At 70.0% G+C, this 12,849-nt stretch carries 15 protein-coding genes; 3 read left to right on the top strand and 12 right to left on the bottom strand.

Annotation, left to right across the window (positions count from 1 at the left end; genetic code table 11):
- Positions 1–15 precede the first annotated feature (15 nt).
- The 3 genes from fliL to HWX08_RS27630 all read right to left on the bottom strand — a co-directional run bounded on the left by fliL (position 16) and on the right by HWX08_RS27630 (position 2,019).
- The gene (fliL, locus tag HWX08_RS27640; protein ID WP_069255371.1) at positions 16–552 is read right to left on the bottom strand and encodes a flagellar basal body-associated protein FliL; all 537 of its coding nucleotides are present in this window, start codon (positions 550–552) and stop codon (positions 16–18) included.
- A gap of 254 nt (positions 553–806) precedes the next feature.
- Entirely contained in the window at positions 807–1,529 is a 723-nt protein-coding gene (locus HWX08_RS27635) for an LrgB family protein (protein ID WP_069255372.1), read from the bottom strand.
- A gap of 13 nt (positions 1,530–1,542) precedes the next feature.
- On the bottom strand, positions 1,543–2,019 hold the full coding sequence (locus HWX08_RS27630) for a CidA/LrgA family protein (RefSeq protein ID WP_069255373.1): 477 nt from the start codon (positions 2,017–2,019) through the stop codon (positions 1,543–1,545).
- Between the two features lie 141 nt (positions 2,020–2,160).
- On the opposite strand from HWX08_RS27630, the gene HWX08_RS27625 reads away from it, so the two are divergent.
- A complete protein-coding gene (locus tag HWX08_RS27625) occupies positions 2,161–3,087 on the top strand; it encodes a LysR family transcriptional regulator (RefSeq protein ID WP_069255374.1) in 927 nt (308 codons plus the stop codon).
- Between the two features lie 95 nt (positions 3,088–3,182).
- Here HWX08_RS27625 and HWX08_RS27620 read toward each other — a convergent pair whose 3' ends face one another.
- The 3 genes from HWX08_RS27620 to HWX08_RS27610 all read right to left on the bottom strand — a co-directional run bounded on the left by HWX08_RS27620 (position 3,183) and on the right by HWX08_RS27610 (position 5,620).
- Positions 3,183–3,392: a hypothetical protein gene (locus tag HWX08_RS27620; RefSeq protein ID WP_069257902.1), complete on the bottom strand. Its 210-nt coding sequence runs from the start codon at positions 3,390–3,392 to the stop codon at positions 3,183–3,185.
- Positions 3,389–4,951: a DHA2 family efflux MFS transporter permease subunit gene (locus HWX08_RS27615; RefSeq protein ID WP_069255375.1), complete on the bottom strand. Its 1,563-nt coding sequence runs from the start codon at positions 4,949–4,951 to the stop codon at positions 3,389–3,391. Before HWX08_RS27615 ends, HWX08_RS27620 begins: the two co-directional genes overlap by 4 nt.
- 177 nt (positions 4,952–5,128) lie before the next feature.
- On the bottom strand, positions 5,129–5,620 hold the full coding sequence (locus HWX08_RS27610) for a MarR family winged helix-turn-helix transcriptional regulator (protein ID WP_069255376.1): 492 nt from the start codon (positions 5,618–5,620) through the stop codon (positions 5,129–5,131).
- 174 nt (positions 5,621–5,794) lie between these two features.
- Between HWX08_RS27610 and HWX08_RS27605 the strand changes: the two genes are divergently transcribed.
- On the top strand, positions 5,795–6,079 hold the full coding sequence (locus HWX08_RS27605) for a multidrug ABC transporter ATPase (RefSeq protein ID WP_174922853.1): 285 nt from the start codon (positions 5,795–5,797) through the stop codon (positions 6,077–6,079).
- Between the two features lie 269 nt (positions 6,080–6,348).
- Positions 6,349–7,914, top strand: a complete 1,566-nt coding sequence (locus HWX08_RS27600; protein ID WP_174922852.1) for an efflux transporter outer membrane subunit — start codon at positions 6,349–6,351, stop codon at positions 7,912–7,914.
- Between the two features lie 22 nt (positions 7,915–7,936).
- On the opposite strand, the gene HWX08_RS27595 is transcribed toward HWX08_RS27600, so the two are convergent.
- Genes HWX08_RS27595 through gspI form a run of 6 tightly spaced genes read right to left on the bottom strand, consistent with a single transcriptional unit; the run spans position 7,937 to position 12,849 of the window.
- Complete coding sequence (locus HWX08_RS27595) at positions 7,937–8,725, bottom strand: type II secretion system protein N (RefSeq protein WP_069255379.1); 789 nt, start codon at positions 8,723–8,725, stop codon at positions 7,937–7,939.
- A gap of 31 nt (positions 8,726–8,756) precedes the next feature.
- A complete protein-coding gene (gene gspM / locus HWX08_RS27590; RefSeq protein ID WP_069257903.1) occupies positions 8,757–9,263 on the bottom strand; it encodes a type II secretion system protein GspM in 507 nt (168 codons plus the stop codon).
- Positions 9,260–10,621, bottom strand: coding sequence for a type II secretion system protein GspL (gene gspL, locus HWX08_RS27585; RefSeq protein WP_069255380.1), 1,362 nt, complete (start codon positions 10,619–10,621; stop codon positions 9,260–9,262). Before gspL ends, gspM begins: the two co-directional genes overlap by 4 nt.
- Before the next feature lie 26 nt (positions 10,622–10,647).
- Complete coding sequence (gspK, locus tag HWX08_RS27580) at positions 10,648–11,778, bottom strand: type II secretion system minor pseudopilin GspK (protein ID WP_174922529.1); 1,131 nt, start codon at positions 11,776–11,778, stop codon at positions 10,648–10,650.
- Positions 11,779–11,780: 2 nt separating this feature from the next.
- Positions 11,781–12,440: a PulJ/GspJ family protein gene (locus HWX08_RS27575; protein WP_069255381.1), complete on the bottom strand. Its 660-nt coding sequence runs from the start codon at positions 12,438–12,440 to the stop codon at positions 11,781–11,783.
- A 7-nt stretch (positions 12,441–12,447) separates the two neighbouring features.
- Positions 12,448–12,849 carry a type II secretion system minor pseudopilin GspI gene (gene gspI / locus HWX08_RS27570; protein WP_069257905.1) on the bottom strand — a complete coding sequence of 134 codons (402 nt, stop codon included), beginning with the start codon at positions 12,847–12,849 and terminating at the stop codon, positions 12,448–12,450.

The following is a 12,849-nucleotide window of genomic DNA, read 5'->3' as shown; positions in this document are numbered from 1 at the left end:
CCTTTCTCGGCCGCGTTACTGGACGACGAACTCGGTGAACAGCACGTCGTCGACCTTCGCGCGCTGGTTGCCCGGCTGCGTCGGCTGTTCGATCAGCTCCCGCAGTTCCTTCGCGAGCGAACGTTTGCCGTCCGGCGTCGCGAGATCCTCGGGATGCTTGTTCGACAGCGCGAGCAGGATCCGGCTGCGGATCTCCGGCATCCGCGCGGTCAGTTGCTCCTGCGCCTTCGGGTCGGTGAGCTTCAGCGACAGGCCGACGCGCAGGTAGTGCTGCGCGCCGTCGTCCGACTGCAGGTTCACGGTCAGCGGGTCGAGCGGGAAAAACACCGGCGCGGCAAGCGGCGCCGGCTCGGCGGGCGCGCTCGCATGGCCGACGCCCGCCTTGCTCAGAAACACGTACATGCCGCCGGCGGCAGCGGCGGCCGCGCCCAGCGCGATGACGGCGAGGAGCGCGATGCGCTTGAACTTGCCGGACGAAGCCGGCTTGTCGGCGGGCGGGTTTGCGGTCGTGGAGGCCATGTGAATGCGTGCGTGATGTCTCGTAGCATGCATTGTTCGGCATCCGGGCCGAGCCCGATGGGCGGAAAAGAGGGGGGATTTGCGGCTATCTCAGCCGATTGTCGGCCGGGTGTCGGCCCGATGCAGGTTAGTGGGGCGGGGGCGGGCGGTCATGCCGGGTGCGCAAAGGCCGCCGGGCAGGCGGGAACGGGCGGAGCGGGCGCGGACGGGAGGCGGCGCCGTTGCCGCCGCGCGGAGCGGGCCGCGCCGATCGCGGGCGGCACGTTCGCTTCGTGCCGGCCGCGCGGTCAGATCGGCAACAGCGTGAGCAGCGGCGCGATCAGCACCATCGCGACGCCCGCGATCATCATCGTGAGGCTCGACACGACACCTTCCTCGCTGCCGATCTCGCGCGCCTTCGCCGTGCCCACGCCGTGGGCGGCCGCGCCGAACAGCGCACCGCGCGCGAGCCGCGTGCGCAGCGGCACCAGCGCGAGCACCAGTTCGCCGAGCAGCATCCCGCAGATGCCGGTCGCGATCACGAACAGCGCGGTGAGATCCTTCGGCGCGTGGATCTTGTCCGACACGGCGAGCGCGAACGGCGTCGACACCGAGCGCGTCATCAGCGAGCGCTGCAGCTCGGGCGACAGATGCAGCAGCTTCGCGAGCAGCAGCGACCCGCACACGCCCGCGCCGATCCCGACCGCGACGCCCACCGACAGCGACAGCCAGTGGCGGCGGATCAGGTCGCGATAGTCGTAGATCGGCACCGCGAACGCGATCGTCGCCGGGCCGAGCAGCCACATCAGCCAGCGCGTGTCGTGGAAGTAGACCGAATACGGGATGCCGGTCAGCAGCACGAGCAGCACCAGCACGCCCGGCACGAACACGAGCGGCGAGAACAGCAGCGTCTTCTTGAACGCGTAGAGCCGCTTCGACGCGAAATACAGTGCGACCGTCAGCACGAAGCAGCCGAACGAGATCGCGGTGTTCGCGTTTTCGGCGGACAGGTTCGACAATGCGGCCAGCATCGCGGGCTCCGGCTCAGTGCGCGGACACGGCGCTCAGCCGTGCGCGGCGGCGTTCGGCGAACACGCGCTGCGCGGCGAGCCGGCGCTCGAGCTTCGCGGCGAGATCGACCGCGACGGCCACCGCGACCATCACGAACGCGGTACCGGCGAGCATCACCAGCGCGATGCGCCAGCCGTCCTCGCGGAACAGTCCGCCGTACTGCACGGCCGCGACGGCGGCCGGCACGAAGAACAGCAGCATGTCGGACAGCAGCCAGTTCGCGCCGTCCTTCACCCACGCGGGTGCGACGCGGCCCGAGAACAGCAGCACGAGCAGTACCGCGAGGCCGATCACGCCGGACGGGATCGGCAGCCCGACCTTGCGCACGGCCCAGTCGACCGCCATCCACAGCGCGCCGAGCGCGGCGGCCTGCAGCACGATCCGGCCCGTGCGTGCGATGCCGCCCGATGCGGCGGGGCGGTTGGCGAGTGCGGCGGTCGGCTTGGTCATGGCGGGCTCCCTGCGGATGATTCCGTTGATGGTGTGAGTATAGGGTTTCCCCTAACCATAAATAAAATGACTTGTCTCTATCCTTATCATTCCATTTAGGAATTCGCTTTGGGATCGCCGCACCACTTTGGGGAGTCATCGATGGAATTGCGCGCACTGCGGTACTTCGTCGAGGTGGTCCGCCAGCAGAGCTTCACGGCGGCCGCCGACAAACTGTTCGTGACCCAGCCGACCATCAGCAAGATGGTGAAGGCGCTGGAGGACGAGATCGGTTCGCCGCTGCTGCTGCGCGACGGCCGGCAGATGGTGCTGACCGACGCCGGGCGGATCGTGTTCCAGCGCGGTCAGGACGTGCTCGCCGCGCAGGCGCAGCTGCAGTCGGAGCTGAACGATCTCGGCACGCTCGGGCGCGGCGAGCTGACGATCGGGATCCCGCCGCTCGGCGGCTCGCTGTTCACGCCGATCATCGCCGCCTACAAGCAGCGCTATCCGAACATCGAGCTGAAGCTGTTCGAGCAGGGCGCGCGGATGATCGAGGCCGCGCTGATGTCGGGCGAGCTGGAGCTGGGCGGGCTGCTGGAGCCGGTCGACCCCGGCACCTTCGAGCGGCTGCCGATGGTGCGCGCGCCGCTGTGGCTCGTCGCGCCGCGCGAGTCGCGCTGGGAGGAGCATGCGGCCGTGCCGCTCGCGGATCTCGCGCGCGAGTCGTTCGTGTTCTACGCGGAAAGTCTCGCGCTGCACGACGCGGTGCTCGACGCATGCCGGCAGGTCGGCTTTACGCCGTCGATCGTGAGCCGCAGCGGCCACTGGGATTTCATGGCCGCGCTCGTGCATGCGGGCGTCGGCATCGCGCTGCTTCCCGAGCCGTATTGCCGGCGGCTCGACGCGGGCCAGTTCACGTGCCGGCCGATCGTCGAGCCGGAGATCACGTGGGCGATCGCGCTCGGCTGGCTGAAGAAGGGGTATCTGTCGCACGCGGCGCGGGCGTGGCTCGACGTGGCGCGGGCGACGCTGCCGGTCGCGCCCGTCGACGATCTGGCGTTCGGCGGATTGCGCGCGCGGGAGTGACGGCTGCGCTACCCGACGATCAGACGTGCTGGACCGGCCCCGGGTACCGGGCAACGGTCAGGTCGTGCGTGACCAGTGGGTGTCGAGCAACAGTTTCACGCGTCACCCTCGAACAGCTTCCGGACGGCATCGTCCCCCATCGTGTCGAAGTCGTCCGGGACCCGAATCTGCCCCTTCATGAAGCCGATCCGGGACGGCGCAGCGACTTCGGGCGCATCGATCGGTACCACCTTGACCAGCGGCTTGCCAGCCTTGGCCGCCCCGACAGTCCGCGACGCGCAGGACACGTCGCCGCGCGTGCTCAATGTCCCATCGCCGGCCCCGCGCCCTTCCTCGGCTTCGTGATCCACACGAGCGCCGCGAGCGCGCCGAACATGAATGCCGACAGCAGGAAGAAGTCGTTGGTCGCCATCATGAAGCCCTGCTGCGTGACGAGCTGGTTGAGCTGCGCATTGGCCGTCTGGCCGACGATGCCGAGCTGCGACAGCGCGCCCTGGTAGTCGGTCGTGCCCTGCGCATACACGCTCACCGATTCCGACAGCCGCGCGTGATGGTAGATCGCGTCGTTCTCCCAGAACGTCGAGCTGGCCGCGGTGCCGATCGCGCCCGACAGCGTGCGCAGGAAGTTCGACAGCCCGGACGCGCTCGCGAGCCGCTCGTCCGGGATGCTCGACAGCGTGATCGTCGTCATCGGCACGAAGAAGCATGCGACGCCGATCCCCTGTACGAGTCGCGGCAGGATCACGTGGTTGAACGGCACGTCGAGCGTGAACGTCGAATTCCAGATCGACACGCCGGCGAACACGATGAACGCGAAGCTCGCGACCATCCGCAGGTCGAGCCGGTGCATGTTGCGGCCGATCAGCGGCGACAGCACGAGCGCGAGCAGCCCGACCGGCGCGGTCGCGAGGCCGGCCTTGCCGGCCGTGTAGCCCATCACCGTCTGCAGCCACAGCGGGAAGATCACGACCGAGCCGAAGAACGCCATGAAGCCGAACGAGATGATCATCGCGCCGAGCGCGAAGTTGCGGTCCTTGAAGAGCGACAGGTCGACCACCGGGTCCTTCTCGGTGGCCTCCCACACGAGCATGAACGCGAGCGACACGACCGCGATCAGCGCCAGCGCGACGATGAACGACGAGTTGAACCAGTCGCGGTCCTTGCCGAGATCGAGCATCATCTGCAGGCACGACACGCCGATCACGAGCAGCGCGAGGCCGATCGCGTCGATCCGCTGCTTCGTCGTCTTCGTCTCGCGGCCGCGCAGCAGGAAATACGCGCAGGTCGCAGAGAAGATGCCGATCGGCAGGTTGATGTAGAAGATCCACGGCCACGTGTAGTTGTCGCTGATCCAGCCGCCCAGCAGCGGGCCGAAGATCGGCGCGACGATCACCGTCATCGCCCATAGCCCCAGCGCGAGCCCGCGCTTCGCGGGTGGATAGCTGCGCATCAGGATCGTCTGCGACAGCGGCACCATCGGCCCCGACACGAGGCCCTGCAGCAGCCGGAACGCGATCAGCGTCTCGAAGTTGGTCGCGAGGCCGCACAGCGCCGACGCGATCGTGAACGCGAGCACCGACAGCGTGAACAGGCGCACCTCGCCGACCCGCCGCGCGAGCCAGCCGGTGAGCGGCACGGCGATCGCGGACGCGACCGAGTACGACGAGATCACCCAGGTGCCTTCGCTCGTCGCGACGCCGAGGCTGCCCGAAATGGTCGGCACCGCGACGTTCGCGATCGACGTATCGAGCACTTCCATGAACGTGCCGAGCGCGAGCCCGACGGTGAGCAGCGCGAGTGCGCCGCCGGACAGCGGCGCGGGCTCGGCGGCAGGGGAGGCGGCGGATGCCGGGGTGGCGGACATCGGAATCTCCTAGACGCGGCGCGCGCGGCGCGCCGGCACAACGCACGGGTGTGCGCCGCAGCGCAACCCGGCCGGGTGGAACGGATAAAGGGAAACGGAGAGCGCGTGCACGGTCATCTTCTGCCCAGACAGACAAATAAGCGAGTGCTTAACCTAGACATCGGGCCGCCGCGCACGTCAGCCGCCCGCTTCGTCGTCGGGTGCCGGGCAGCCGGCCGGGCCGGGCCCGTTGGCGATGAAGCGCTGCAGCAGACCGGTGAGCGTCGCGAGCTCGTCGGCCGAGAACCCGTCGAGCTGCGCGTTGAGCGCGGTCGCGATCAGCGACGGCAACGCCCGCGCAGCTTCGGCGCCGCGCTCGGTCAGCGTCAGCTCGATCATTCGGCGATCCTGCTCGCTGCGCGAACGGGCGACGAGCCCCTTGCGTTCGAGCCGGTCGAGCATCCGCGTCATCGAACCGCTGTCGTACGACATCTTGCGGGACAGCTCGAACGGCGTGCGCGCATAGCCGCGCGACAGCAGCAGGATCACGCCGATCTGCTGCGCGGTGAGGTCGAGCGGCTCGAGCGCACGGTCCATCCGCTCGACGAGCGCCTGCTTCGCCTTCGACAGGTAGTAGCCGAGGCTCTTTTCCAGCTCGATGTTCTCGGGATCGTAGAGGCCGCCGGTCATGCGATTGCGCGCGCAGCAATAGTGCGTTTCGGATTTGAACGCGCCCAGTATCTTGAAAAATGATTGCTTAGTCAATATTATTTAAGGCAACCAGTTACGACGTGCATGTTGCACTGCCGGAGACTATGTTCTGACCGAATCGCCCGCGCTGCCGGGCACCCGAGGATGTTCGCGATGCTGTTCCTGAAAAATGCCGCCGGCGCGCTGCGCCGCAACCTGACCGATACCGCTCATCATGTGTTTTCCGGGCCGCACCGCGGCTGGAAGATCGCGCTGTACGTGACGATGCTGGTGGTGCCGGGCGGCTCGCTCGCGGCGATCGGGTTCGCATGGTTCGATCATCGCCGGCAGCGCAACGCGAAAGACGGCGTGCGCCGCACGGGCCAGCCGGCCGCGACGGAGCCGTCGACATGGCGGTCCGCCGCCGAACCGCTCCCGCTGCCCGCGCGCTGCCACTGACGCCGCGCGTCTGCCGCCTTCACGACCGCTCGGCCGGCTGAGCGCCGGCCGTGCCCCGTACGGCCGGCGTCGCCTGCCCGTCTTCCCGCCAGGTCGTAATCCCCGGTAAACCGGCCGCCCGCGCCGGTAACACATTCCTGTCGCCGCGCACCGTACCCTTGGGGCTGCGCAGCTTTCCCGCCGTCAGTTACCATTTGTCCGCCAGCGGCACGACGACCGCATCGCGCGACGCCGCTCGCCGGACGTCCCGCCCAGACAGGAATATCACCATGCCGTACGCCCCCTTCCCGCGCGCCTTTCGCCCGCTGAGCGCCGCCGTCGCCGTCGCGACGGCCGTGCTGCTCGCCGGCTGCGCCGTCGGGCCCGACTATCACCGGCCCGACACGTCGATCCCCGCCGCCTACAAGGAAGCGCCGGCCGGCTGGAAGGTCGCGCAGCCCGCCGACCGCACCGACCGCGGCCCGTGGTGGACGGTCTACAACGATCCGCAGCTCGATGCGCTGATCGACAAGCTCAACACGTCGAACCAGACCATCGCGCAATCGGCGGCCGCGTACCGGCAGGCGCGTGCGCTCGTGGCCGAGGCGCGTGCCGCATACTTCCCGACCGTCGGGCTGACCGCATCGGGCTCACGCGCCCGCACGCCGCGCGCGTCGGTGTCGTCGGGATCTTCATCGAGTTTCGGCGGCAGTTCGTCGATCAGCAACAGCTACAGCGTCGGCCTCGACGCGAGCTGGGAACCCGACCTGTGGGGCAAGGTGAGCCGCACCGTCGGCGCGCAGCGCGCCGGCGAGGCGGCCGCCGCGGCCGACCTCGCGAACGCGCGGCTGTCGCAGCAGGCGCTGCTTGCGCAGACCTATTTCCAGCTGCGCACGTCCGACTCGCTGCAGAAGCTGCTCGACGACACCGTGAAAGCGTACGAACAGTCCCTGAAACTCACGCAGAACCAGTACGCGCAGGGCGTCGCCGCGCGCGCGGACGTGATCCAGGCGCAGACGCAGCTGCAGAGCGCGCAGGCCGCATCGATCGACAACGGCGTCGCGCGCGCGCAGTACGAGCATGCGATCGCGACGCTGATCGGCCAACCGGCGTCGGCGTTCTCGCTGCCGCCGAATCCGCTCACGGCCGAGCCGCCGATCACGCCGGTCGACGTGCCGTCCGCGATCCTCGAGCGCCGGCCCGACGTCGCGGCGGCCGAGCGCCGCGCGGCGGCCGCGAACGAGCAGATCGGCGTCGCGATTTCCGCGTTCTTCCCGACCCTCACGCTGTCGGCGAGCGGCGGCTTCCAGAGCTCGGTGTGGTCGCAGCTGTTCACGCTGCCGGCGCGCTTCTGGACGGTCGGCCCGCAACTCGCGGCCACGCTGTTCGACGCAGGGCTGCGCGCCGCGCAGACCGACGCCGCGCGCGCGACCTACGACCAGGACGTCGCCGCGTACCGCCTCGCGGTGCTCACCGCGTTCCAGGACGTCGAGGACAACCTCGCGTCGCAACGCATTCTGGCGCAGGAAATCGACGTGCAGCGGCAGGCCGTCGACAGCGCCGAGCATGCGCTCGCGATCGTCACGAACCAGTACAAGGCCGGCACGGTCGCGTACCTGAACGTGCTGACCGCGCAGACCACCGCCTTCACCGCGCAGCAGAAGCTCGCGACGATCGCCGGCCAGCGGATGACGTCGTCGGTCGGGCTCGTGAAGGCGCTCGGCGGCGGCTGGAATGTGTCGGAGATGGCGCGCGAGAACGGCGACATGGCGGCGCCGGCGCCCGTGCCGGCATCCGGTGCGGCCGCGCCCGCGGCCGCCGCACCGTCGGTCGCTGCGCCGCTCGCGCAGCAGTAGGCAGGAAAGGGCGACGCGCGCGTCAGCGCTGCGCGTCGCCGAAGATCAGCGACACCTCGTTGTTCCCGATCGGGTGGCCGAGCAGGTTCAGCAGCCCCGCAAGGTTCGCCTGCTGCTCGGGCGCCGCATGCGCGGTGCCGCGGAACGATCCCTGGCCCGGGCCGAAACTGCCGTGGCCGTCGAGGAACAGCGGGCCCTGCGTCGTCGACAGGTCGAGATCGGCGCCGGCCCCCTTCGCCTGCAGCACCGCGCGGTACGACCCGAGCGGCTTCACGCGCGAGACGCGCGAACTCATCGAATCGATCGTCACCGTCAGCTGGCCGAACGCGTTGTTGCCGATCAGCCGCCAGTCGCTCCAGCCGAGCCGCACGTCGCCCTGCAGGTCGAGCGTGTTGAACGGCGTGCCGAGCCCCGCGAGCAGCGACGCGGGCACGGCCATCGTGCCCGCCGACAGCACCGCGCCGCGCCACGTCGCATCGAGCGTGACCGCATCGGGCATCGCCTCGGTCTGACGCATGCGCATCCGCACGCGCCCGGTCAGCAGCGGCCAGAAGCCCGTGGTCCATTCGACCCGGCCCGGCAGCAGCGTCGCCGCGCTCTGGTCGGCCCCCGGCGCGAGCATCAGCGTGCCCGAGCCGCGCCACAGCGACCCGTCCGGATCGACGAGATTCACGTGGCCGCCGGTCGCCCGCGCGAACTGCGGCGCGATCCATGCGGCCGGCGCGAGCGCGACGAGCGTCACCGCCGTCGCCAGCCCGCCCGCCAGTACCCACGGCAATGCGGCGGTGAGCCGCCTGAGTCCCGGCCTCATCGGCCGCCTTCCACTTGCGTCATCCACTGCGTCATTTCTGCGTAGACGGTTGCATCACGGCCGTCAGGTCGACCTGGCCGTCGTCCTTCAGCGCCGTTGCATGCGCCTCGCCGACCTGCACCTTGAACTGCCGGCGCGCATCGTCGAGCCACTGCGTCCACGCGGGGAACGACACGTTCTTCATCTGGATCTGCACGCCGTTGCCGACGATCTGCACCTGCGCGCCCTGCATCCCGTGATCGGACAGCGACGCGGTCAGCGCATCCTTCAGCGCGAGGCCGGTCGGCGCCACGCCCTGCGCGGCGGCCGTCAGCGACTTCGCCTCGTTCGCCTGCGCGGTCATCTGCGCAAGCTCGCGGCGCATCGTCGGCAGTTCGCGCTGGATCCGTGCGCGGCCTTCCTGCGCGGGCGACCACAGCACCGAATACGCGATCGCGACCGCCAGCACGGCGCCGCCCCAGCCGAGCAGCGTCTTTTCGCGCGGCGAGCGCTCGCCCCAGAACTGGGCCAGCGTCTGGTTCAGTTGTTCCGTCTTCATGAGCGGCTCCGGATCGTCCATTTGCCCGTGTTGCTGTCGACTTCGCCGGACAGTCCGTTACGTGCGAGGCGCTGCGTGAAATCGGGATCGACCTTCACCTCCGGCTTGAAGCCGACGTCGAGCCGCCGGTCGTGATAGTCGAGCGACGCGATGCCGTTCAGCGGCAGCGCGCCCATCGAGCGCGACAGCCCGCTCGACAGCGCGAGGAAATCGTTCGGCGACAGCTCGCCGGCCGCAACGCGCAACTGGTCGAGCTGGCGCTGCATCTGCGCGGGCGGATCGAGCACCGTCGTCGTCTTCGGGAACGCGGACAAGAGCGTCTCGGTGATCTGCGCGGACAGCGCATCGCGCTCGCGCGACAGCTTCCACCAGTGCAGGTTCATCCCGATCACCGCGACGCCGAGCGTCGCCGCGGCGAGCGCGATCGGCACGCGCAGGCGCTTCAGCGTCGCGCGGTCGAAACGCCACGGCTGCGATTCGAATTCGAACTGGCACAGATCGAACTTCTCGGTCAGCGCGCGCCGCGCGAACGCGTCGAACGACAGCGGTGCGGCGCCCGGCAGCAGCGGGCCGCCGTCGCTGTGTCCGACCGATGCCAGGCGAGGCTCCGCGCCCGGTTCGCCGAGTTCGTACAGTTCGACGTCGCCGCCGCCTGCCAGCGCAGCCAGCGTGCCGGCCGCGCGCGACGCAGGCGCCGCGAAGCCTTCGCCGAGCGCGCCACGCGCGACCGCGAGTTCGAGGCGCGGCGCACCGGCCGCGGCCGGCTGCGCGCCGGCCTCGACGAGCACTTGTTCGACCGATGCCGCGAGCCCGAGCACCGCGGCCACCGTCGCCGGGCGCGCCGGCGGCGCTTCGACGGCGTCCGCTGCCACCGCGGCGACGTCGATTTCGCTGCCGGCCGGCGCGGCGGATACGTGCGGCGCCGGCAAGCAGCGGGTCGCGGGCACCGCGCTCAGGTGCCGGTGGCCGGCCGCCGTGAACGCGTCGCAGATCGTGCGGAACCACGCGCGATCGATGACGGCCAGCACGCGGCGCCCGTCGGGCAGCGCGTCCGGATCGAGCGCGATATGGCAGCCGAGCGGATCCTGGATCAGCTGATCCTCGACGATGTTGGGCAGCGCCTGGCGCAGCTTCGGCCCTTTCAGCGGCGGCACGGTCGCGGCCAGCAGCAGCACGTCGCGCGCGGCGACGATCAGCACCGTCGCATTCGCGCGCGGCAGCAGCGCGAGCGCGGCGCGGCCGGCGCGCTGCACGTGGCCGGCCTTGTCGACGAGCGTGAACGGCAGCTCGGGCCACTGCCATTCCTGCAGCGGCACGGCCGGCTCGCGCGGCGGCAAAGAAACAATCAACGTGCTCACAAGAGCTCCTCTCCCGATTGGCGTCGTTATAGCTGGTCGCGGATGCGCACGACCCGTGTCGAATGCGTGGTCGGATCACGATACACGAGCGAGGTGCGATCGACCTCCGCGCGTTCGTGCTGGATCCGGCCATGCACGATGAAATAGCTCGAATTGACGTCGACGAGGCTCGAGTCGAGCGTCACGTTCGGTGCGCCGGCGCCGCGCAGCGCGAGCTGCACGTCGCCGACGTTACGGAAAAACACGGTCTCGCGGCGCGACACGAGCGCCTGCGCGGACGACACGCTCATCCCCGGCATCAGCGCCGCGATCACCTCGGCCGGCGCGGTGTTCATGTTCACGGGCGTCGTGGTCGGCAGCACGGTGACGAACGGGCGCAGCCGCGCGACCATCTCGGGCGTCACGCCGTCGACGTCGAGCAGGCTGTCGACGCCCGTCATCATCAGCGGCGCGGGCCCGCGGTCGCCGCCCGTCATGCCGGGATCGTCGGTGAAGCCGCCGCCGCCTTGTTGATCGGTCGTCACCGGCGCGGTGACCGGCGGCGCGGTGCCGCCACCCGGCAGCGTCGGCATCTGGAACCGCGTCGCCGAATGCAGCAGGCCCGCGCGCACCTGCAGCGCGATGCGCTTCGCGAACGCGCCGTCGTAGCCGAGCGTCGTCAGCAGGCGCTGGAACGCCTGGACCTGCGTGACGTTCAACTGCAGCACGCCGGGCGCCGGCGACGCTACCAGGTTGCGCAGGTTGAACTTCGCCTGCGCGTCCTCGATCGAGCCGGAGATATAGGTGTCTTCGCCGCCGGTGTCGTTCGGCGCGCCGATCCGGCCGAGGAAGTCCGACAGTTTCGTCTTCGCGATCGGTACGCCCCAGATCCCGCCGAGATACGTGATGCCGGGCGCCGTGTCGCCTTCCGAGCGCAGGATCATCCGCGTCCAGTCGAGCGCGCCGCGCGCGACCCACTGCGCCTGCGCGAGCACGCGCTGGTTCTCGATGCGGCGAATCTGCACCTGCTGGCGCCACAGCATCCCCGAGACCAGGATCGCCGACAGCGCGACGACGAGCAGCGCGGTGATGATCGCCGCGCCGCGCTGGCGCGCGCGTGCCCGCCTGCGTGCGGACGCACGGTTGAACGCGGATCGACGGGCAGGGCGAGCACGCATCGTCATTCCCCGACGAGGAAGATGCGCGTGACCGGCACGCGCAGCGACGTCGCGCCGATGCTGACCTGCAGCCCGGTCACCGCGCGCGCAGGCGGCGCGTTGCCGATCTGCGGCACCTTGAGCGCGTCGTTGTTCTGCGCGAGCGCTTCGTCGGCCGTCTGCAGGTTGGTGGTCCAGCCCACGCGCGGCACGTACAGCTTCGCGTCGATCGCGCCGACGCCGCCCATCAGCGCGACCCAGCTCCAGCCTTCGACGCTGCTGTCCTTCAGCATCGTGCGCAGCCGGTTCGCGTCGTCGATCGGCGGCGACGCATAGCGCACGACGCGTCCGCCGGCGATCCGGTAGCGGACCACCTGCAGCCGCGGCGCGGCGCCCGGCACGTCGAGTTCGCGGACGATCTGCAGCGTATTGCCGGCGACGCCGATCGCCGGCTGGCCGGCCTCGTCGTCGGTCGCGGCGAGCCGCGCGTCGATGCGCATCTGGTCGAACATCTGCGCGAACACGCGCTCGTCTTCCATTGCGGCCGCGACCTTGTCGCGACCGCGCATGATCTGGTCGAGCCCGCGCCACGCGAGGATCGCGACCACCGCGAGGATCGCGATCGCGATCATCAGCTCGATCAGCGTGAAGCCGCGGGCGGGGCGGGCGAGCGGGCGTCGCATCGGTTTGTCAGAGCGGACGACTGGTTTCATTCGCGACCACCGTCACCATCTGCGCGAGCACGCCGGCGCGGCCAGGCATGCTCACCGAAATCCGGACGCGCCGGAACACCGGGTTGGGCGTCGTGCTCACGCGCTGCGTGCAGACGAGCTGCACGTTGCCTTGCGAGCAGTCGAAGCTCTGCTCGCCCACCTCGGGCCATGCGTGCGTGAGCCGCAGTTGCGCGAGCGCGTTGTCGGCGCTCCAGCCGGCCAGCAGCCGGTGGTGCAGGTCGGACGCATTGGTCGCCATCGTGCCGACCGCGCGGATCGACGCGGCGAGCGCGACCGCGATGATCGCGAGCGCGACCAGCACTTCGATCATCGTGAAGCCGCGGGATGAAGTGCCGGGAAAGGGCAGGCGACGACGCAT

This window comes from Burkholderia metallica (assembly GCF_902832845.1).
GTDB classification, from domain to species: domain Bacteria; phylum Pseudomonadota; class Gammaproteobacteria; order Burkholderiales; family Burkholderiaceae; genus Burkholderia; species Burkholderia metallica.
Note: the sequence above shows the minus strand (reverse complement) of the source record. Positions and strands in the feature narration are given on the sequence as shown.

What these genes read in the sequence shown, in the direction of transcription:
- HWX08_RS27605 (WP_174922853.1), top strand. Translation starts at nt 5,795, where the DNA reads ATGCTGTTCCTGAAAAATGCCGCCGGCGCGCTGCGCCGCAACCTGACC.
- HWX08_RS27625 (WP_069255374.1), top strand. Translation starts at nt 2,161, where the DNA reads ATGGAATTGCGCGCACTGCGGTACTTCGTCGAGGTGGTCCGCCAGCAG.
- fliL (WP_069255371.1), bottom strand. Translation starts at nt 552, where the DNA reads ATGCATGCTACGAGACATCACGCACGCATTCACATGGCCTCCACGACC.
- HWX08_RS27635 (WP_069255372.1), bottom strand. Translation starts at nt 1,529, where the DNA reads ATGCTGGCCGCATTGTCGAACCTGTCCGCCGAAAACGCGAACACCGCG.
- gspM (WP_069257903.1), bottom strand. Translation starts at nt 9,263, where the DNA reads ATGAAGACGGAACAACTGAACCAGACGCTGGCCCAGTTCTGGGGCGAG.
- HWX08_RS27630 (WP_069255373.1), bottom strand. Translation starts at nt 2,019, where the DNA reads ATGACCAAGCCGACCGCCGCACTCGCCAACCGCCCCGCCGCATCGGGC.
- HWX08_RS27595 (WP_069255379.1), bottom strand. Translation starts at nt 8,725, where the DNA reads ATGAGGCCGGGACTCAGGCGGCTCACCGCCGCATTGCCGTGGGTACTG.
- HWX08_RS27575 (WP_069255381.1), bottom strand. Translation starts at nt 12,440, where the DNA reads ATGCGACGCCCGCTCGCCCGCCCCGCCCGCGGCTTCACGCTGATCGAG.
- gspK (WP_174922529.1), bottom strand. Translation starts at nt 11,778, where the DNA reads ATGCGTGCTCGCCCTGCCCGTCGATCCGCGTTCAACCGTGCGTCCGCA.
- HWX08_RS27610 (WP_069255376.1), bottom strand. Translation starts at nt 5,620, where the DNA reads ATGACCGGCGGCCTCTACGATCCCGAGAACATCGAGCTGGAAAAGAGC.
- HWX08_RS27600 (WP_174922852.1), top strand. Translation starts at nt 6,349, where the DNA reads ATGCCGTACGCCCCCTTCCCGCGCGCCTTTCGCCCGCTGAGCGCCGCC.
- gspI (WP_069257905.1), bottom strand. Translation starts at nt 12,849, where the DNA reads ATGCGTCGTCGCCTGCCCTTTCCCGGCACTTCATCCCGCGGCTTCACG.
- HWX08_RS27615 (WP_069255375.1), bottom strand. Translation starts at nt 4,951, where the DNA reads ATGTCCGCCACCCCGGCATCCGCCGCCTCCCCTGCCGCCGAGCCCGCG.